This window comes from Allobosea massiliensis (assembly GCF_042655245.1).
Taxonomy (GTDB): Bacteria; Pseudomonadota; Alphaproteobacteria; order Rhizobiales; family Beijerinckiaceae; genus Allobosea; species Allobosea massiliensis.
On record NZ_JBHSLU010000096.1, the window covers coordinates 17,205 to 34,658 of the forward strand.

At 68.5% G+C, this 17,454-nt stretch carries 19 protein-coding genes and 2 pseudogenes; 3 read left to right on the plus strand and 18 right to left on the minus strand.

The features are described from left to right. Positions 1 to 47 precede the first annotated feature (47 nt). The 8 genes and pseudogenes from ACFPN9_RS25110 to crcB form a co-directional block, all read right to left on the minus strand. Positions 48 to 287 carry an acyl-CoA carboxylase biotin carboxyl carrier protein subunit gene (locus tag ACFPN9_RS25110; protein WP_377817817.1) on the minus strand — a complete coding sequence of 80 codons (240 nt, stop codon included), beginning with the start codon at positions 285 to 287 and terminating at the stop codon, positions 48 to 50. 48 nt (positions 288 to 335) lie between these two features. Next, positions 336 to 590, minus strand: a pseudogene (locus tag ACFPN9_RS25115) (acetyl/propionyl-CoA carboxylase subunit alpha); the annotation flags it as partial. Next, positions 563 to 2,048, minus strand: a pseudogene (locus ACFPN9_RS25120) (acetyl-CoA carboxylase biotin carboxylase subunit); the annotation flags it as partial. The pseudogenes ACFPN9_RS25120 and ACFPN9_RS25115, both read right to left, overlap by 28 nt. A 260-nt stretch (positions 2,049 to 2,308) precedes the next feature. Further along, positions 2,309 to 2,743: a hypothetical protein gene (locus ACFPN9_RS25125; protein ID WP_067253773.1), complete on the minus strand. Its 435-nt coding sequence runs from the start codon at positions 2,741 to 2,743 to the stop codon at positions 2,309 to 2,311. Between the two features lie 295 nt (positions 2,744 to 3,038). Next, positions 3,039 to 3,764, minus strand: a complete 726-nt coding sequence (locus ACFPN9_RS25130; protein WP_377817813.1) for an HAD-IA family hydrolase — start codon at positions 3,762 to 3,764, stop codon at positions 3,039 to 3,041. A 34-nt stretch (positions 3,765 to 3,798) separates the two neighbouring features. Then, positions 3,799 to 4,299 carry a hypothetical protein gene (locus ACFPN9_RS25135; RefSeq protein WP_066724127.1) on the minus strand — a complete coding sequence of 167 codons (501 nt, stop codon included), beginning with the start codon at positions 4,297 to 4,299 and terminating at the stop codon, positions 3,799 to 3,801. Positions 4,300 to 4,384: 85 nt separating this feature from the next. After that, the gene (locus ACFPN9_RS25140; RefSeq protein WP_066724130.1) at positions 4,385 to 5,725 is read right to left on the minus strand and encodes an RluA family pseudouridine synthase; all 1,341 of its coding nucleotides are present in this window, start codon (positions 5,723 to 5,725) and stop codon (positions 4,385 to 4,387) included. Further along, a complete protein-coding gene (crcB, locus tag ACFPN9_RS25145) occupies positions 5,722 to 6,105 on the minus strand; it encodes a fluoride efflux transporter CrcB (RefSeq protein ID WP_066724132.1) in 384 nt (127 codons plus the stop codon). The genes ACFPN9_RS25140 and crcB overlap by 4 nt, the downstream gene beginning before the upstream one ends. Before the next feature lie 116 nt (positions 6,106 to 6,221). On the opposite strand from crcB, the gene ACFPN9_RS25150 reads away from it, so the two are divergent. After that, entirely contained in the window at positions 6,222 to 7,529 is a 1,308-nt protein-coding gene (locus tag ACFPN9_RS25150) for a hypothetical protein (protein WP_067253779.1), read from the plus strand. 177 nt (positions 7,530 to 7,706) lie between these two features. On the opposite strand, the gene ACFPN9_RS25155 is transcribed toward ACFPN9_RS25150, so the two are convergent. From ACFPN9_RS25155 to rpsM, 8 genes are all read right to left on the minus strand, one after another. After that, on the minus strand, positions 7,707 to 7,889 hold the full coding sequence (locus ACFPN9_RS25155) for a hypothetical protein (protein ID WP_066724137.1): 183 nt from the start codon (positions 7,887 to 7,889) through the stop codon (positions 7,707 to 7,709). Positions 7,890 to 7,990: 101 nt separating this feature from the next. Continuing rightward, positions 7,991 to 9,301: a replication-associated recombination protein A gene (locus ACFPN9_RS25160; RefSeq protein ID WP_377817814.1), complete on the minus strand. Its 1,311-nt coding sequence runs from the start codon at positions 9,299 to 9,301 to the stop codon at positions 7,991 to 7,993. Continuing rightward, a complete protein-coding gene (locus ACFPN9_RS25165) occupies positions 9,298 to 10,728 on the minus strand; it encodes a Do family serine endopeptidase (RefSeq protein ID WP_067253783.1) in 1,431 nt (476 codons plus the stop codon). The genes ACFPN9_RS25160 and ACFPN9_RS25165 overlap by 4 nt, the downstream gene beginning before the upstream one ends. A 94-nt stretch (positions 10,729 to 10,822) precedes the next feature. Beyond that, a complete protein-coding gene (locus tag ACFPN9_RS25170) occupies positions 10,823 to 11,794 on the minus strand; it encodes a tripartite tricarboxylate transporter substrate-binding protein (protein ID WP_377817815.1) in 972 nt (323 codons plus the stop codon). A 187-nt stretch (positions 11,795 to 11,981) separates the two neighbouring features. Continuing rightward, the gene (rplQ, locus tag ACFPN9_RS25175) at positions 11,982 to 12,398 is read right to left on the minus strand and encodes a 50S ribosomal protein L17 (RefSeq protein ID WP_066722370.1); all 417 of its coding nucleotides are present in this window, start codon (positions 12,396 to 12,398) and stop codon (positions 11,982 to 11,984) included. Positions 12,399 to 12,510: 112 nt separating this feature from the next. Beyond that, positions 12,511 to 13,527, minus strand: a complete 1,017-nt coding sequence (locus tag ACFPN9_RS25180; protein ID WP_066722372.1) for a DNA-directed RNA polymerase subunit alpha — start codon at positions 13,525 to 13,527, stop codon at positions 12,511 to 12,513. 88 nt (positions 13,528 to 13,615) lie between these two features. After that, positions 13,616 to 14,005, minus strand: a complete 390-nt coding sequence (gene rpsK / locus ACFPN9_RS25185) for a 30S ribosomal protein S11 (protein WP_043237079.1) — start codon at positions 14,003 to 14,005, stop codon at positions 13,616 to 13,618. A gap of 115 nt (positions 14,006 to 14,120) precedes the next feature. Beyond that, entirely contained in the window at positions 14,121 to 14,489 is a 369-nt protein-coding gene (gene rpsM / locus ACFPN9_RS25190; protein WP_066722374.1) for a 30S ribosomal protein S13, read from the minus strand. Positions 14,490 to 14,783: 294 nt separating this feature from the next. Between rpsM and ACFPN9_RS25195 the strand changes: the two genes are divergently transcribed. Together ACFPN9_RS25195 and ACFPN9_RS25200 are read left to right on the plus strand one after the other, a co-directional pair. Then, complete coding sequence (locus tag ACFPN9_RS25195) at positions 14,784 to 15,020, plus strand: antitoxin (protein ID WP_066722376.1); 237 nt, start codon at positions 14,784 to 14,786, stop codon at positions 15,018 to 15,020. After that, positions 15,017 to 15,418, plus strand: coding sequence for a type II toxin-antitoxin system VapC family toxin (locus ACFPN9_RS25200; RefSeq protein ID WP_066722378.1), 402 nt, complete (start codon positions 15,017 to 15,019; stop codon positions 15,416 to 15,418). Before ACFPN9_RS25195 ends, ACFPN9_RS25200 begins: the two co-directional genes overlap by 4 nt. A 14-nt stretch (positions 15,419 to 15,432) precedes the next feature. Here ACFPN9_RS25200 and ACFPN9_RS25205 read toward each other — a convergent pair whose 3' ends face one another. Beyond that, entirely contained in the window at positions 15,433 to 16,017 is a 585-nt protein-coding gene (locus tag ACFPN9_RS25205) for an adenylate kinase (protein ID WP_066722380.1), read from the minus strand. Continuing rightward, the gene (gene secY / locus ACFPN9_RS25210) at positions 16,017 to 17,354 is read right to left on the minus strand and encodes a preprotein translocase subunit SecY (protein WP_066722382.1); all 1,338 of its coding nucleotides are present in this window, start codon (positions 17,352 to 17,354) and stop codon (positions 16,017 to 16,019) included. Before secY ends, ACFPN9_RS25205 begins: the two co-directional genes overlap by 1 nt. Between the last annotated feature and the right edge of the window lie 100 nt (positions 17,355 to 17,454).

The following is a 17,454-nucleotide window of genomic DNA, read 5'->3' on the forward strand; positions in this document are numbered from 1 at the left end:
CCCGACCAAGACGAACCCGCGCAGATTCGGACCTGGACCGCCCCCTCTCAGGCGAATTCCATGATCACCGCGTCGACCGCCAGCGACTCGCCCTCCTTCGCCAGGATCTTGGCGACGGTGGCGTCCTTCTCGGCGCGCAGCACGTTCTCCATCTTCATGGCCTCGACCATGCAGAGCGCCTCGCCCGCCTTGACCTCCTGGCCGACCGCAACCGAGATCGCCTTGACCACGCCCGGCATCGGGCAGAGCAGCACCTTGCCGGTGTCGGCCGCGACCTTCTCGGGCATCAGCGCGGCGAGTTCCGCCTCGCGCGGCGTGCGCACCACGGCATCCGCATAGGCGCCGGCATGGCCGAGCGCGAAACCGTTCGCGATCGGGCGGATCTGCGCGGCGATGGCGACACCGTCGAGCGTCCCCTGCCAGACCGGCTGGCCCGGCCGCCACTCGCTCGAGACCGTGACGCTGCGGGCGCCGAAATCGATGATCACCGCCCCGCCCTGCTCGCCGACCTGCCCCTCGAAGCGCTCGGCCCCGATGAGCACGACCCGGGTCCGGTCGAAGGCGACGCGGCGCCAGCCCTCCATCTGGGCGCTGACCGCGCGCTTGCGCTGGTTGAGCTTGTGGTCGCAGGCGATCGCGATCGCCGCCAGGCGCAGCGCGATCTCGCCCTCGGGCACCGGCAGGGAGAAGCCCTCGGGAAATTCCTCGGCGATGAAGCCGGTCGAGAGGTTGCCGGCGATCCAGCGCGGATGATGCATCAGCGCCGAGACGAAGGGGATGTTGTGGCGGATGCCGTCGATGGCGAAGGCATCGAGCGCGCGGCCCTGCGCCTCGATCGCCGCCTCGCGCGTCGGCGCATGGGTGACGAGCTTGGCGATCATCGGGTCGTAATAGATCGAGATCTCGCCGCCCTCGTAGACGCCGGTGTCGTTGCGCACGATGGCATCGCCATCTGGCCCCTCGACCGGCGGGCGATAGGTCACGAGCCGCCCCGTCGAGGGCAGGAAATTGCGCGTCGGGTCCTCGGCATAGACTCGGGATTCCACCGCCCAGCCGTTCAGCTTCACATCGGCCTGGCTAAGCCGCAGCTTCTCGCCAGAGGCGACGCGGATCATCTCCTCGACGAGGTCGATGCCGGTGACCATCTCCGTCACCGGGTGCTCGACCTGGAGGCGGGTGTTCATCTCGAGGAAATAGAACGACTTGTCCTGGCCGGCGACGAACTCGACCGTGCCGGCGGAATCGTAGTTCACGGCCTTCGCCAGCGCGACCGCCTGCTCGCCCATCTTGCGGCGCGTCGCCTCGTCCAGCAGCGGCGACGGCGCCTCCTCGACGACTTTCTGGTTGCGCCGCTGGATCGAGCATTCGCGCTCGCCGAGATAGATGACGTTGCCGTGCTTGTCGCCCAGCACCTGGATCTCGATATGGCGCGGATCGACGATGAATTTCTCGACGAAGACGCGGTCGTCGCCGAAGGAGGACGCAGCCTCCGACTTGGCGCGGGCGAAGCCCTCAGCCACCTCTCCGGCCGAATGGGCGATGCGCATGCCCTTGCCGCCGCCGCCGGCCGAGGCCTTGATCATCACGGGATAGCCGATCTCGTCGGCGATGGTGACGGCGTGTTCGGGGCTCTCGATGATGCCGAGGAAGCCCGGCACCGTCGAAACCTTGGCGGCCGCCGCCGCCTTCTTGGATTCGATCTTGTCGCCCATTGCCGCGATCGCGCCGGGATTGGGCCCGATGAAGACGATGCCGTTGTCCTTCAGCGCCTGGGCGAAGGCCTCGCGCTCCGAGAGGAAGCCGTAGCCGGGATGCACGGCCTCCGCCCCCGTCTGCTGGCAGGCGGCGATGATCTTCTCGATCACGAGATAGGACTGGGCGGCGGGAGCCGCACCGATATGCACGGCCTCGTCGGCCATCTCGACATGGAGCGCGTCGCGGTCCGCATCCGAATAAACCGCGACTGTCTTGATGCCCATGCGCCGCGCCGTCTTGATGACACGGCAGGCGATCTCGCCGCGGTTCGCGATCAGGATCTTCGAGAACATGCGTGGCGCCTCCCCCGGTCGTCGACGAGTCCGAGGCATGCCGGCCCGAGCCGAGCGGCTCGCGCGACCTGCCCTCACGCCAGTTAGAGCATGTCGCGGGAAACCGGCTACCGGTTTTTCGCACAGCCGTCATGGCGAAACCCGGACCACGGCGCCGCTACGCACCGCGATCCGGGTCCGGATGTATGGGAGGGCGAAGCCGCCGTCCACCGATGCGAAAGTCGGGGATCGGCGGGCGAAGCAGGGTTGCGCCTCGGCGATCAGCTCGCCAGCAGCACGCGCTCGGGCCAGGCCGGCATCGTCTTGGCATGGCCCTTGTCGAGGGCGAAGCCGATCAGCGCCTCGTCGCAGCGCTCGGCCTCGCGCACGATCTCGAAGGCGATGCGGCGGGCGGTGGCAGTCGGCCCCTCGCCGGCCGAGAGCGTCGTCACCAGCCAATGCGCCTTGTCGCGGTCGATCACGCCGGTCGGGCGGTTCTGCCAGACCGCGAAATCGACGACGACCGCGACGAGCACGTCGCCGAAGGCCTCGCAGCGCTGGGGCACGGCCCGATCCAGCGCCACGAGGACATCGATGACGTCGCGGGTCAGGACAACGTCCGCGAGGATGTCGCGCTGAAGAACAGCGACGTCTTCGTCCGTGATCGCCAGACGATCCATCACCTGGTCGACGAATTCGCGAAGCTCATGACCCATCATTGCTCGACCCCTGTCCGGCGTTGTTTTATGCCGGCCCGTTCCTGTTGTAGGAACACCATGGATCGAGACCCGCCAGCAGGTGGTTAACGCGCAAACCTGAACGCGTGTTCAGGTTAAACGGCGCTGAGCGGATGTGGTTGCGAGGATGTTACTGGACGCTGGCGCATCCGGTACCGGCGGCCCCATCGAGCGGTCATTCTCGGGCGAAGCGAAGCGCGGATCCGAGACTCTCGCCACGGACGAGCGCCGGCTGCCGAGAGGCTCGGGTCAAGCCCGAGCCTGACGCTCGAGGTCACACCGCCTCGTCGGCAGCGACGGCCTTTGTCAGCCCGAGCACCCCTGGCAGATCGGTGGAGCGATCCAGCACATGCCGCGCACCGAGCGCGACCAGCGTCGACACCGGCTGGAATCCCCAGGACACTGCGACGGGGATGACGCCGGCCGCCACCGCCATCTCGATGTCGAAGGAGGCGTCGCCGACCATCGCGGTCCGCGAGGGCTGCGCGCCCGTCTCCTGCATCGCCCGCAGGATCATGCCGGGATGCGGCTTGGAGGGCGCATCGTCGGCGGTCTGGATCGTTGCGAACAGGCCCTGCCAGCCATGCCGTTCGACGATGTAATCGGCCCCGCGACGCGATTTGCCGGTGGCGATGCCGAGCTGGACGCCCGGCATCCCGGCCAGGGCCGCCAGCGTCTCGGAGACCCCGGGGAAGAGCGGCTCGTCGAGCGCGGCATCGGCCTGCGCCTGAAGCCGCATTTCGCCGAAGACCTCCTTATAGGTCGCCGCCAGCGCCGCATCGGGGGCAGTCAGCCCGCCGAGCCGCATCAGCGCGATGTCGAGCGTCAGCCCGACGACGCCGAGACCCGCCTCGCGCCCCGGATGGGCGAGCCCGTGCCGCGCGAAGGTCTCCTGCTGGGCCGCCAGCAGGATTGCCTCGGAGTTGATCAGCGTGCCGTCGAGGTCGAAGAGAATGAGGTCCATGGCGGCGCTGTAGCGGGAATCGCAGTCGCGATCCACCGGTACCCACGCCGCCCGGCCCTGCGGTGGCCGCTCAGGAGCGCGCCTCGCGCGCGCAGGCATCCACCGCCTTGCGCAGTTCCTCGCCGTCGAGCCCCTTGCCGCGGGCGTCCTTGCGGCATTCGGCGCGCTGGGCGAGGTCCGGGCGCTTCTCGTTGAAGCAGGCGACGAGCGCGGCGGTTCGCGGCGAGCCGGTCAAACCGCGCGCATCGACATCCGCCTTGCAGGCGGCCCTGGCCGCCACCGCCGTCGGCTTGCCGTCACGGGTCACGCCGTCGCGCGCATAGAGCTGCACGCCGGGAAACTTCGCCTGCATGCAGTCGCGCATCGCCGCGCGCAGATCATCGCCCGAGAGCGCGACATGCTCGGCCACGCAGTCCTGCCGCGCCTTGGCGCGCTCGGCGCGAGGGACGGGCTCGTCGGCGGGCGCGGAAGCGACGCGCGCCGGCGCGGGAGCCGGGCTCTGCGCCAACGCGGAAGTGGAGATGGAAGCGGTGAGAACGAGGCCAGCCAGCAGGAACGCGCAACGGATCATCGGAGCACCAGCGTCGGAGGGATGGGAACAAAACAAAAACACAATTTCGTTTGTTCCGCAATCGTTCTCTTTCGCCCCTCGGCGCTCACTCGTCCGGCGCGTCCACGATCGGGTCGTAAGGCGCGTCGTCGAAGCCGAGCAGGTTCCAGGACTGGCGCATATGCGGCGGCAGCGGCGCGCTGACGTCGATCGTGCCCTTGCCGCGCGGATGCGGCACGACGATGCGCCGCGCCAGCAGATGCAGCTTGTTCTGGATGCCGCCGGGCAGCTCCCAGTTCTGGATGTTGAAATATTTCGGATCGCCTACGATCGGGTGGCCGATATGGGCGGCGTGCGCGCGCAGCTGGTGGGTGCGCCCCGTCACCGGCTTGAGCGAGAGCCAGCCGAGCTTCTGCGCGGCCGTCTCGACCACGGCATAGTAGGTCACGGCATGCATCGCGCCGTCCTCGCCATGCTTGGCCACCGCCATGCGCTGGTCGCCGTCATAGGCCTCCTCGCGGGCGAGGTAGGTCGAAATCCGGCCCTGGCGCACGCGCGGCACGCCCGCCACGAGCGCCCAGTAGACCTTGCGGGCCGAGCGCGAGCGAAAGGTCTTGGCCAGCGTCGCAGCCGCGAAGCGCGATTTGGCGATGACGAGGCAGCCGGCCGTGTCCTTGTCGAGCCGGTGGACCAGACGCGGCTTCTGCCCGCTCCTGTCGGTCAGCACGTCGAGCATCTGGTCGACATGGCGCGTCGTGCCCGAGCCGCCCTGCACGGCCAGCCCCGCCGGCTTGTTGAGGACCATGACGTCCTCGTCCTCGTAGAGCGTGATCGAACGCAAGAACTCGAGCGTATCGCCATCCGCCTTGGCCGAACGCGGGCGGCTCTCCTGTGGCTCGAGCTTGAGCGGCGGGATGCGCACCGTCTGCCCCTCCTCCAGCCGGTCCTTGCTGTCGGCGCGCTTGCCGTTCACCCGCAACTCGCCCTTCCGGACGATGCGCTGGATATGGCTGAAGGAGAGCTGCGGAAAACGGCTTTCGAGAAAGCGGTCGATCCGCATCTCGTGCTCGTCGGCGGTCACCACGAGCTGCTGAACGCCGGTGGCGAGCACCTGCGCCGTCTCCGCCTTCACCTCGGCGCGCGTCGGCGTCTCGCTGACCGGCGCCCGGCGCGGGGTGGCCGGTTTCGCGGCAGGGGGTCGCGACCCGGCCGCGCGCGGCGCCGGATGATGCGGCTTGGGGTTGCGCGTCAGCGTGGTGTCGAACTCGGCCTCCTCGCGCTCGGGCCGGGCGCGGGCCGCGGCCTGCGCCGAGCGGCGGGCGTCATGGCTCGGGCGCCTGGTCTTGCCCCCGGGCCCGCGGGGGGCGCCAGCGGCCGGCGGACGGCCGCCACGCCGGGGGCCGGCTCCCGTTCCCTTGCCGCCCGTTCCCTTGCCACCGCTTCTCATGACAGGCTCCGGACGAGTGCGAGGCCGGCGAGCAGCGCCGCCAGCGAGAGGATGACGGAGCCGAGCACATAGGCCACAGCCAGCCCGGTTTCGCCGCGCTCCCAGAGCAGCACGGCGTCGAGCGAGAAGGCCGAGAAGGTGGTGAAGCCGCCGAGGATGCCGGTCGTCAGGAACAGCCTGGCATGCTGCGACCAGCCGGCCTCCGTCCTGAAGGCGAGCCAGCCCGCGATCACACCCATCAGCGCCGAGCCGAGGATGTTGATCAGCATCGTGCCGCCGGGAAAGCCGGTGCCGAACCAGCGCGGCGAGACGAGATTGACGCCGTGCCGCAGCACGCCGCCGAGGCCGGCGCCGAAAAAGACGAGGAGCGTGGAGGTCATCGACCTGCAATAGCCAGCCCATGCCGGCCGCACAAACGAAATCGGGGCCTTGCCGGGGCGCGGTCCGTCTGAAAGGTGTAGGAGCGGGACGACCGGCCGGGGGGCGAAGACGGGCGATGCGGAGGCGAGCCGCGACGACGATGGCGCAAGGCGGCGTCCTGCGCGCGCTGCTGCTGGCGCTCGGGACCGTCCTGCTCGCGGAGGTCGCGGCCGCCGCGCCGCGCCTGCCCGCCGGCAAGCCGCCGGCCTTCGCCCGCGCCTGCGTGATCCGCCCGCCCGACATCGCTCCTCTGTTCCCGGCGCCCGCAGAGACCGTGGCGGCCAAGCCGGACGCATCGGGCGATGACAACGCGGACGACGACGAGAGTGAAGACGAAGACGACGAGGACGAGGACGACGTCCGGGGCCTGATCCTGCCCGGCTCCGCCACCTGCCTGGCCATCACCGGCTCGGTCACCGCCGGGCTGCAATATGATAGCTACCGCATTCCCCGGGCCGGCGCGTCGCAGCCCGCGCCCGCCTTCTCCTGGCCGACGACCTCGTCATTGCGTTTCGAGACGGCGATGGACTTAGCCTCCGGCCTGCGCGTCGGCTCCGCCTTCGAGATGTCGCTGCGCCCCGGCGGGGGCGAGCCCGACAGCATTCTGGTGGAAGAGGCGATCGTCATGCTCGGCACGATGACCTTCGGCCTCTCCGGCTCGCGCTTCAGCTTCTGGACCGGCGAGGAATTCGCCTTCAGCGCCCGTCTGCCGGGCCGCAATGTCGGCCTCATCGCCTGGGAACGCGACCTCACCGAGCGCTGGAACCTGGCGCTCGCGCTGGAGGACCCGACGCTCGCGACGACCTCCTCGATTCCCGTCACCAACGGCCGCGTGCCCGACGGTGTCGCCCGCCTGACCTATACGCAGGGCGCCCTGACGCTGCATCTGGGCGGGGCGCTGCGCGATGTCGCGGGCTCGCCGCATCGCCTCGGGCGGGCCGGCATCCTCGGCGCGACCTATGAGCTGCCGATCCTCGGCCGCCCCGGCGAGATCACGGCGCAGATCGCGAGCGCGACCGACGCCGCCGCCTATATCGGCTCCTCGCTCGACGCCACGGTGGTCCGGCAGGTCATCACGCCGAGCGACTCCAGCCGGGGCTTCTCCGGCGTCCTCGCGGCACGGCGCGAATGGACGGACGAGCTCGCCAGCAATCTCTTCGTCAGCCGCTACCAGCTCAGCGTGCCGCTCACCAATGCCAGCCGCGGCAAGCTCAGGATCGACCGCGCCAGCGCCAATCTGGTCTGGACGCCGGTGGACGGCTTCAAGGCGGGGCTGGAAGGCTCGATCGCCTGGACGAACATCGCCTTCGCCGGCCGCACCCTGGCCGCCAGCCTCGGCGGCCGCCAGCTCTCGGCCCAGCTCTTCATCGAGCGGTCGTTCTGAGGGCAGCTGAGCCCGCGCCGCAGCGCTGCCCGGACCCACCAGCCCTCATCCTGAGGAGCCGCGAAGCGGCGTCTCGAAGGATGATCCAGGAGACTCCGTCACCAGCTGGACCATCCTTCGAGACGCGCTCTCCGAGCGCTCCTCAGGATGAGGGCTGAGGCTGCTCGACCCCGCCCCCTACCCCTTCGACCCTCGCCGCAGCAGCGGATGCACATAGAGCTCGAAGGCGATGGTCAGCAGAAGGAAGACCAGCCCGATCGCGAAGGCGACGATCCAGTAGGCGACGTCCTCCTCCGAGACGAACCAGCCCGCGATCAGCGAGGGCACGATCAGGAGAGCCCGGGCGATGAGAGAGATCATGAGGGAGGCACCCGCGCAGCCCGGGGGTGGGCGCGGGTCGCCAATTTAAGGTCGACGCACGCCAACGCCTTGCGGTCGATCAAATGGCGACGGGCCGCCTCTCACCCCTCCCCGCGCTCCAGCCTCAGCTTCTCCCAATACTCCAGCCGCTTGCGGATCTCGCGCTCGAAGCCACGTTCGGGCGGGTCGTAGAAGAGCTGGCGGCCGAGCGCGTCGGGCCAGTAGTCCTGGCCGGAGAAGGCGTCGGGCGCGTCGTGGTCATAGGCGTAGTCCGCGCCATAGCCCTCCTGCTTCATCAGCTTGGTCGGCGCGTTCAGGATCGTCTTGGGCGGCATCAGCGAGCCGCGCTCGGCGGCGACCCGGCGGGCCGCCTTGTAGGCCTTGTAGGCGGCGTTCGATTTCGGCGCGGTAGCGAGGTAGATCACCGTGTTGGCGAGCGCGAGCTCCCCCTCCGGCGAGCCGAGCTGCTCATAGGTCTCGGCGGCGGCGCGGGCATGGACCAGCGCCTGGGGGTCGGCCAGCCCGATATCCTCGACCGCCATCCGCACCAGCCGCCGCGCCAGGAAGCGCGGGTCCTCGCCGGCATCGAGCATGCGGGCGAAATAATAGAGCGCCGCATCCGGGTCCGAGCCGCGGATCGTCTTGTGCAGGGCCGAGATCAGGTTGTAGTGGCCGTCCTGCGCCTTGTCGTAGATCGGCGCGCGGCGCTGGATCACCTCGCTCAGCCCCGCCTCGTCGAAGATTTCGCCCGGCTTGGCGGCGCGCCACAACTCCTCGGCCAGAGTCAGCACGGCGCGCCCGTCGCCATCGGCGAAGCGGGCCAGCGCGAGCCGGGCTTCCGGCGTCAGCGGCAGCTCCCGGTTCTCCAAAAGCTCCGCCCGGCCGAGCAGGAAGAGCAGCGCGCCTTCGTCGAGCGATTTGAAGGTCAGCACCCGCGCCCGCGAGAGCAGCGCGGCATTGAGCGCGAAGGACGGGTTCTCGGTGGTGGCGCCGACCAGCGTGATCGTGCCGTCCTCCATCACGGGCAGGAAGGCGTCGAGCTGGGCGCGGTTGAAGCGGTGGATCTCGTCGACGAAGAGCAGCGTGCCCTTGCCGCCGAGGCGGCGCCCGCGCGCCGATTCGAACACCTTCTTGAGATCGGTGATGCCGGAGAAGATCGCGCTGATCTGCTCGAAGCCGAGATCGACCTGTCCTGCCAGCAGCCGCGCCACCGTCGTCTTGCCGGTGCCGGGCGGACCCCAGAAGATCAGGCTGCCGAGCGAGCCCGACTGCACCAGCCGCGTCAGCGCGCCCTCCGGCCCGGTCAGGTGCTCCTGACCCGCGACCTCGCCCAGTGTCGTCGGCCGCATCCGGTCCGCGAGCGGGCGCGGGCCGGATTTGTCGAGCCCGGAGGCGGCGAAGAGATCGCTCACCCCGGGAAGACCGAGGTCACGCTCTGGCCGCCGCGCGAGATCGTCACCTCCCACGCACGGCGGCGCTCCTTCAGCGCGGCCTCGACCTCGCGCGATGTGTCCATGCGCTCGCCGTTGAGGGCCTGGATGATGTCGCCCTTCTGGAAGCCGATGCGGGCCGCCGTGCTGCCCTCCTCGACCTCGCCGACCACGACTCCATCCGTGCCGGCGTCCAGCGCCAGCTCCTCGGCGACCGCGGGCGAGAGGTTCATCACCGTAAGCCCCGCGAGCGGGCTGCGGCCGCCGAGGGTGATCGCCTCGCGCGGGCGCAGCTCCGGCGCGGGCACGAGCTTGACCGGGAGCACGACGCGCTTGCCGCCGCGCAGCACCGTCAGCGTCGTGGTGCCGCCGAGCGGGCGCGTCGCGAAGCGGTAGCCGAAGGATTCGGGATCGTCGACGGCGACCCCGTCGACCGCCAGGATGACGTCGGAGCGGCGCAGGCCGCCCTCCGCCGCCGGACCCTTCTCGACCACGCCGGCGACCACCGAGCCGGCCGGCCGGTCGAGGCCGAGCCCGTCGGCGACATCCGGCGTCAGCGCCTGCAGCCTGGCACCAAACCAGGGGCGCCGGACGGTCTTCGCGCCGCTCTTCGCGCTCTCGACGACGACCCGCACCATCGCGGCGGGAATCGCGAAGCCGATGCCGTGGCTGCCGCCAGAGCGCGAGAAGATCGCCGTGTTGATGCCGATGACGCGGCCCTGCATGTCGACCAGCGCGCCGCCGGAATTGCCGGGGTTGATGGCGGCGTCGGTCTGGATGAAGGACTGCGCGTCGCCGACGCCGATCTGGGTGCGCGCCAGCGCCGAGACGATGCCCTGCGTCACCGTCTGGCCGACGCCGAAGGGGTTGCCGATCGCGAGCACGAGATCGCCGATCTCGACCTTGTCCGAATCCGCCAGCTCGATGGCGACGAGATCCTTCGCCGACTTCAGCTTGAGCACGGCGAGATCGGTGCGCGGGTCGCGCAGCAGGATCGTCGCCTCGACCTCGCGCTTGTCGGCGAAGGCGACCTTGACCTCGCTCATGCCCTCGATGACGTGGTTGTTGGTGACGACGAGCCCGCTCGCATCGACCACCACGCCCGAGCCGAGCGAGCGCTGCACGCGCTCCTGCGGCACGCCAAAACCCCGGTCGCCGAAGAAGCGCCGGAAGAAGGGGTCGTCCATGAAGGGGTTGCGCGGCTGCTTCTCGACCCGCGCGCCATAAACGTTGACGACGGCGCCGGCACTGCGCTTCACGACGCCGGAAAAGGAGAGCGAGATCTCCTGCCGCGTCTCCGGCACCTGCCGCAGCGGCGTCTGCGCGGCCGCGGGCGACACCGCGACGGGCAGCGCCGCCAGCGCCGCCGCGAGCAGAAGCCCGCGGCTCGAGATGACCTTGCGCTGCATCTGGCGTCTCCTCTGCGACGGCGCGACTCGTCGCGAGAGATAGGCCGATGCGAGGGCGATTTCCAGCCGCGCCCCTGCGGCAGGGCTCAGCGCCCTACTTGTCCTGCAGCAGCAGCCGGTACTTCTCGATCTCGGCCGGCACCATCTTGGCCACGAAGGCCGGCGTCACCTCTTCCGCCGTCGGCACGACCGAGGACAGGGTCTTGAAGCGGTCCTGCAGGTTCGGGCTGGCCAGAGCGGTCTTCAGCGCGGCGTTGAGCTTGGCGATCACCGGCTCCGGCGTGTTCTTCGGCACGAAGATGGCGTTCCAGCCCTGCGCCTGGAAGGCCGGCAGACCGGCCTCGGCCGAGGTCGGGACGGCAGGCAGGCTCGCCAGCCGCTCCGGCGTCGCCACGACGAGCGCCCTCACCTTCTCGCCCTGAACGGCCCCCGACAGCGAGGTCGCCGCATCGCAGACGCCGTCGATCTGGCCGCCCATCAGGTCGTTCAGCGCCGGCCCCGCCCCGCGATAGCTGACCAGCGCGACATCGACGCCCGACGCCTTGATAAAGGTCCGGCAGATCAGATAGTTCGACGAGCCGACGCCGGCATGGCCGAGGCTGACCTTGCCGGGATTGGCCTTGGCGTAGGCAACGAACTCCGCCAGCGTCTTGGCCGGGAAATCGAGCTTCAGCGCGATCATCGGCGAAGTCTTGGCGACGAGCCCGACCGGCGCGAAATCGGCGTTGGTGTATTTCAGATCCGGATAGATCGTGTAGGAGGCGGCATTGGTGCCGCTGTTGCCAATGACGATGGTATAGCCGTCGGGCTCGGCCTTGGCCGCCCGCGACAGCGCCGTCGCCCCGCCCGCCCCGCCCATGTTTTCCATGATGATGCGCTGGCCGAGCACGCGCCCCATCTCGTCGCCGACCAGCCGCGCGATCACGTCCGACGAGCCACCGGCCGCGAAAGGTACGATCATGGTGATCGACTTGGAGGGGTAGTCCTGCGCTGTCGCCGGCATCGCAGCGGCGAGCAGCAGCCCCCCCGCCACGGCCAGCCCGGCCCAGTGGTTCATTCTCGTCATCAGCGTCCCCCCAAGTGCCTTGCTGGCTTTCGAGGAAGCCTAGACAGGAAGCTGCGGTCCGCCAAGGGCCGTCGCGCCGCCATCGAAGCCGGCCGAACGACCACCAAACCGGAAGCCCGACACCCCCAAACGAAAAAGGGCGACCCGAAGGCCGCCCTTTCAAATCGCCTGGTCCGAAGAAAAATCCTCAGGCCGCCTCGTCATCCGCCGTGAAGACCGGGCCGGAATCCTGTCCCTTGGCGTCGACGTCGCGATCGACGAACTCGATCACGGCGAGCGGCGCGTTGTCGCCGAAGCGGAAGCCCGCCTTCATGATGCGCAGATAGCCGCCATTGCGCTCCTTGTAGCGCGGGCCCAGCACCGAGAAGAGCTTGCCGACGAGAGCGACGTCCTTGATCTGCGCGATCGCCTGGCGGCGGGCATGCAGGTCGCCGCGCTTGGCGAGGGTCACCAGCTTCTCGACGACCGGACGCAGGTCCTTGGCCTTCGGCAGCGTGGTGGTGATCTGCTCGTGCTTGATCAGGGCCTGGGACATGTTGGCGAACATCGCCTTGCGATGCTCGGCCGAGCGGTTGAAACGGCGACCGCGGAAACCGTGACGCATGGTGTGGCTCCTTCGATGTTACGGCCGCCGTGCCACGGTACGGCCGTTCTTTATGCTCCGCAGCTCATGCTGCGTGCGGGAAAGCGTGGGGCGCGAGAGCCCCGCACCGGGATCAGTAGTGCTCCTCGAAGCGCTTCGCCAGCTCTTCGATGTTCTCCGGCGGCCAGCCGGTGACGTCCATGCCGAGGTGGAGGCCCATGGTGGCGAGCACTTCCTTGATCTCGTTCAGCGACTTGCGGCCGAAGTTCGGGGTGCGCAGCATCTCGCCCTCCGACTTCTGGATCAGGTCGCCGATATAGACGATGTTGTCGTTCTTCAGGCAGTTCGCCGAACGCACCGACAGCTCGAGCTCGTCGACCTTCTTGAGCAGCGCCGGGTTGAAGGGCAGCTGCGGCGCAGTCGAGACGGCCTCTTCCTTGCGCGGCTCCTCGAAGGTGATGAAGACGGCGAGCTGGTCCTGCAGGATGCGGGCGGCGAGCGCCAGCGCGTCCTCGGGCGTCACCGAGCCATTGGTCTCGATGTTCAGGGTCAGCATGTCGCGGTCGAGGTTCTGGCCCTCGCGGGTGTTCTCGACGCGGTAGGAGACCTTCTTCACCGGCGAGTACAGGCTGTCGACCGGGATCAGGCCGATCGGCGCGTCCTCGGGGCGGTTCTGCTCGGAGGGGACATAGCCCTTGCCAGTGTTGACCGTGAACTCCATGCGGATCTCGGAGCCCTCGTCCAGCGTGCAGAGCACGAGGTCGGGGTTCAGGATCGAGACGTCGCCGACGGTGTTGATGTCGCCGGCGGTGACGATGCCCGGGCCGGTCTTGCGCAGGGTCATGCGCTTGGGGCCCTCGCCCTGCATCTTGACCGCGATCGCCTTGATGTTGAGGACGATGTCGGTCACGTCCTCACGCACGCCGGGGATCGAGGAGAACTCGTGCAGCACGCCGTCGATCTGCACAGCGGTGACGGCCGCGCCCTGCAGCGAGGAGAGCAGCACGCGACGCAGCGCGTTGCCGAGCGTCATGCCGAAACCGCGCTCCAGCGGACGCGCGATGACGGTGGCCTGACGCTTCGGATCGTCGCCGACCTTGATTTCGAGCTTGTTGGGCTTTGACAGATCCTGCCAGTTCTTGCTGATCACGACCGCACTCCTGGTGCTTGAATTCAATGGCGGCGGCGGGCCGCCCCGGACAGGCGCCCGCCGGTGCGGGCGCCTCGAAGCACGCGCGTCAGACGCGACGACGCTTGCGCGGACGGCAGCCGTTATGCGGGATCGGCGTCACGTCGCGGATCGAGGTCACGGTGAAGCCGGCGGCCTGCAGCGCGCGGAGCGCCGATTCACGACCCGACCCCGGACCGGTGACCTCGACCTCGAGGGTGCGCATGCCATGCTCGGCGGCCTTGCGGGCCGCGTCCTCGGCGGCGACCTGCGCGGCGTAGGGGGTCGACTTGCGCGAGCCCTTGAAGCCCATCGTGCCGGCCGACGACCAGGAGATCGTGTTGCCCTGCGCGTCGGTGATGGTGATCATGGTGTTGTTGAACGAGGCGTTCACATGGGCGACGCCGGAGACGATGTTCTTGCGTTCGCGGCGACGAACGCGCTGGGCTTCCTTGGCCATAGTCTTTTCTCTTGTCCTTCAGGCGCGCCCGTGATGCCAGGCGCTGGGGATGCCGCCCGTCCCCGCTGGGGTCAGGCGGCGCAAAGCAGCGGGCCGGTCACCCGGCCCGCCGAAATCACTTCTTCTTGCCGGCGATCGGCTTCGCCTTGCCCTTTCGGGTGCGGGCGTTGGTGTGGGTGCGCTGGCCGCGGACCGGCAGCGAGCGGCGATGGCGCAGGCCGCGATAGCAGCCCAGATCCATCAGGCGCTTGATGTTCATCGAGACCTCGCGGCGCAGGTCGCCCTCGACGAGATAGTCGCGGTCGATCGTCTCGCGGATCTGCAGGACCTCGGCGTCGGTCAGCTGGTTGACGCGGCGCTCGGCGACGATGCCGACCTTGTCGCAGATCTCCTGGGCCTTGGCCGCGCCAATGCCGTGAATGTACTGCAGGCCGATGACGACGCGCTTGTTGGTCGGAATGTTGACGCCCGCAATACGAGCCATGATCGTCTCTCCATGTCGGCCGGCAAACGCCCAGTGGCGCGCCAGCGGTTTAAAGATGCCTCGCGCCGGTGGAGGCCGGCCCCTGCGAAGCGTTGAACCCGTTCCATGCGGGAATGCGACGTCGCCCCTCCTCGCGAAGGTAACGGCATCGCTGTCATGAAACCGGAAGTGGGGTCGTTAGTCGTTCGAAGACGCGGAGTCAACCGTCGAAGGAGGCCGACAGGAACAATTCTTGCCGCCGCCTCCGGAGCGGCCTATGCTGAGGCATAGGCCTTCCGACCTGCGAGGTTGAGGATGAACGAGGTTCGACACGTCAAACTCTTCAGGAACGGCCGCAACCAGGCGGTCCGCATCCCGGTGGAGTTCGAATTGCCGGGCCATGAGGCGCTGATGCACCGGGACGGCGACAGGCTGGTGATCGAGCCGGCCCGTAAACGCGGCCTCTCGGCCCTGTTGGCTGAGCTCGAGCCGGTCGACGAGGCGTTGCCGGACATCGCCGATCCGGTCCCGCTTCCCGAGCAAACGCTTTGACGCGCTATCTGCTCGACACCAACATCATCTCCGATCTCATCCGCCATCCCCGCGGCGCGGCGGCCCAATCGATCGCCAAGGTTGGCGACCGGGCGGTGGTGACGAGCGCCATCGTCGCCGCTGAACTGCGCTATGGCTGCGAAAAATCGGGATCGACCCGGCTGCGGGCCGCCGTGGAGGCGGTACTGTCGGAACTCGAGATCCTGCCCTTCGACGAGCCCGCCTCACGCGCCTATGCCAGCCTGCGCGTGTCGCTCGAATCCCGGGGTTTGCCCATCGGCGGCAACGACATGCTCATCGCCGCACAGGTTCTCGCCCTGGAAGCGGTCCTCGTCACAGCGAACACCTCAGAGTTCGCGCGTGTGGAGGACCTCAGGATCGAAAACTGGTTGGGCTGACGCGGGCCGCCGGCTCAGCTGCGCGCCAGCGCCGTCTCGATCGCGGCCGTCACGGCGTCGATCGGCTGCATGCCGTCGATCTCGATCACCTGGCCGCGCTTCGCGTAGTAGGGCGAGACGACCGCGGTGTCGCGGTTATAGGCCTCGAGCCGGGTCTTGAAGACCTCCGGATCGTCGTCCTTGCGGACCGGCTGCCCGGCGGCTTTCGCCTCCTCGGCACGCTTGACGATGCGGTCGACGAGCTTGCTCTGGTCCACCTTCAGTTCCAGCACCGTGTCGAGCTTCAGCCCCTTCGAGGCGAGCATCGCATCCAGCGCCTCGGCCTGGGCCAGGGTGCGCGGGAAACCGTCGAGGATGAAGCCCTTCTTGGCATCCGCCTCCTCGATGCGGTCGGCGACGATGCCGATGACGATCTCGTCCGAAACGAGCCCGCCCGCATCCATCACCGCCTTCGCCTTGACGCCGATCGGCGTCCCGGCGGCGACGGCGGCGCGGAGCATGTCGCCGGTCGAGAGCTGCGGAATACCGTGCTTCGCGACGATGCGCGCAGCCTGAGTGCCCTTCCCCGCCCCCGGCGGCCCCAGGAAGATCAGTCGCATCAGCGTTTCGCTCCTCGCAGCTTGGCCTTCTTGACCAGCCCTTCATACTGATGGGCCAGCAGGTGCCCGTGGACTTGCGCCACGGTATCCATCGTCGTCGTCACCACGATGAGCAGCGAGGTGCCGCCCAGCAGGATGATCGGAATCTGGGCATAGGTGATCATGAACTCGGGGATAAGGCAGACGATAGTCAAATAGCCGGCGCCGAGCACGGTGATGCGGGTCAGCACGCGGTCGATATGCTCGGCGGTGCGCTCGCCGGGGCGGATACCCGGCATGAAGCCGCCATGCTTCTTCAGATTGTCGGCCGTCTCCGTCGGGTTGAAGACGATGGCCGTGTAGAAGAAGCAGAAGAAGATGATCAGCGCGGCGTAGAGGATCATGAACAGCGGCCGGCCATGCGCCAGATAGGTCGCCATGGTCGACAGGAAACCCGTGCCGCCCGAAGCCTGCGAGAAGCTCGCGATCGTCGTCGGCAGCAGCAGCAGCGAGGAGGCGAAGATCGGCGGGATGACGCCGGCGGTATTCAGCTTCAGCGGCAGGAACGAGGTCTGGCCCTCATACATGCGGTTGCCGACCTGGCGCTTGGGATAGTTGATCAGCAGGCGGCGCTGCGCGCGCTCCATGAACACGCAGAAGGCGATGACGCAGATCGCCATCAGCAGGATCAGCAGCAGCAGGCCGGTCGAGATCGCGCCCTGCCGGCCGAGCTCAAGGGTCTGTGCGAGCTGCGACGGAAACTCCGCGATGATGCCGGCGAAGATGATCATCGAGGTGCCGTTGCCGATGCCGCGGCTGGTGATCTGCTCGCCGAGCCACAGCAGGAACATCGTGCCGCCGACCAGCGTGATCGTCGTCGAGAACAGGAAGAACGGGCCGGGCTCGAGCACGAGGTTGCCGGAGCCCTGCAGACCCACGCCGATGCCATAGGCCTGGAAGATGGCCAGGACGAGCGTCAGGTAGCGCGTGTACTGGTTCAGGATCTTGCGACCCTGCTCGCCTTCCTTCTTCAGCGCCTCGAAGCTCGGAATGACGCTCGACAGAAGCTGGATGATGATCGACGCCGAAATATACGGCATGATCGCCAGCGCGAAGATCGCGAGCCGGCCGACCGCGCCGCCCGAAAACATGTTGAACAGGCCGAGCACGCCGGACTGGGTCTGCTTGAACAGATCCGCGACCGCATCGGGATTCATCCCCGGCAACGGGATATAGGTGCCGATCCGGTAGACGATCAGCGCGCCGAGCGTGAACCAGATCCGCTTCTTCAGCTCGTCCGCCTTCGCGAACGCCCCGAAGTTGAGGTTTGAAGCAAGCTGTTCAGCCGCCGATGCCATGCGTCCGGTCCTTGGTCTTCAGATCCATGGGCGCGCTGGGCTGCGCCCGGTCAAACAGTCGAACGGCGGCCAGGGCTTCTGGCCCGGCCGCCGTTCGCGA

Bases quoted from the DNA above. Each gene is read 5' to 3' on its own strand.
- ACFPN9_RS25205 (WP_066722380.1), bottom strand. From the start codon at position 16,017: ATGCGACTGATCTTCCTGGGGCCGCCGGGGGCGGGGAAGGGCACTCAG.
- ACFPN9_RS25140 (WP_066724130.1), bottom strand. From the start codon at position 5,725: ATGAGAAGCGGTGGCAAGGGAACGGGCGGCAAGGGAACGGGAGCCGGC.
- secY (WP_066722382.1), bottom strand. From the start codon at position 17,354: ATGGCATCGGCGGCTGAACAGCTTGCTTCAAACCTCAACTTCGGGGCG.
- ACFPN9_RS25125 (WP_067253773.1), bottom strand. From the start codon at position 2,743: ATGGGTCATGAGCTTCGCGAATTCGTCGACCAGGTGATGGATCGTCTG.
- rpsK (WP_043237079.1), bottom strand. From the start codon at position 14,005: ATGGCCAAGGAAGCCCAGCGCGTTCGTCGCCGCGAACGCAAGAACATC.
- crcB (WP_066724132.1), bottom strand. From the start codon at position 6,105: ATGACCTCCACGCTCCTCGTCTTTTTCGGCGCCGGCCTCGGCGGCGTG.
- ACFPN9_RS25150 (WP_067253779.1), top strand. From the start codon at position 6,222: ATGCGGAGGCGAGCCGCGACGACGATGGCGCAAGGCGGCGTCCTGCGC.
- ACFPN9_RS25165 (WP_067253783.1), bottom strand. From the start codon at position 10,728: ATGCAGCGCAAGGTCATCTCGAGCCGCGGGCTTCTGCTCGCGGCGGCG.
- ACFPN9_RS25110 (WP_377817817.1), bottom strand. From the start codon at position 287: ATGCCCGAGAAGGTCGCGGCCGACACCGGCAAGGTGCTGCTCTGCCCG.
- ACFPN9_RS25195 (WP_066722376.1), top strand. From the start codon at position 14,784: ATGAACGAGGTTCGACACGTCAAACTCTTCAGGAACGGCCGCAACCAG.
- ACFPN9_RS25155 (WP_066724137.1), bottom strand. From the start codon at position 7,889: ATGATCTCTCTCATCGCCCGGGCTCTCCTGATCGTGCCCTCGCTGATC.
- rplQ (WP_066722370.1), bottom strand. From the start codon at position 12,398: ATGCGTCACGGTTTCCGCGGTCGCCGTTTCAACCGCTCGGCCGAGCAT.
- ACFPN9_RS25170 (WP_377817815.1), bottom strand. From the start codon at position 11,794: ATGACGAGAATGAACCACTGGGCCGGGCTGGCCGTGGCGGGGGGGCTG.
- ACFPN9_RS25135 (WP_066724127.1), bottom strand. From the start codon at position 4,299: ATGATCCGTTGCGCGTTCCTGCTGGCTGGCCTCGTTCTCACCGCTTCC.
- rpsM (WP_066722374.1), bottom strand. From the start codon at position 14,489: ATGGCTCGTATTGCGGGCGTCAACATTCCGACCAACAAGCGCGTCGTC.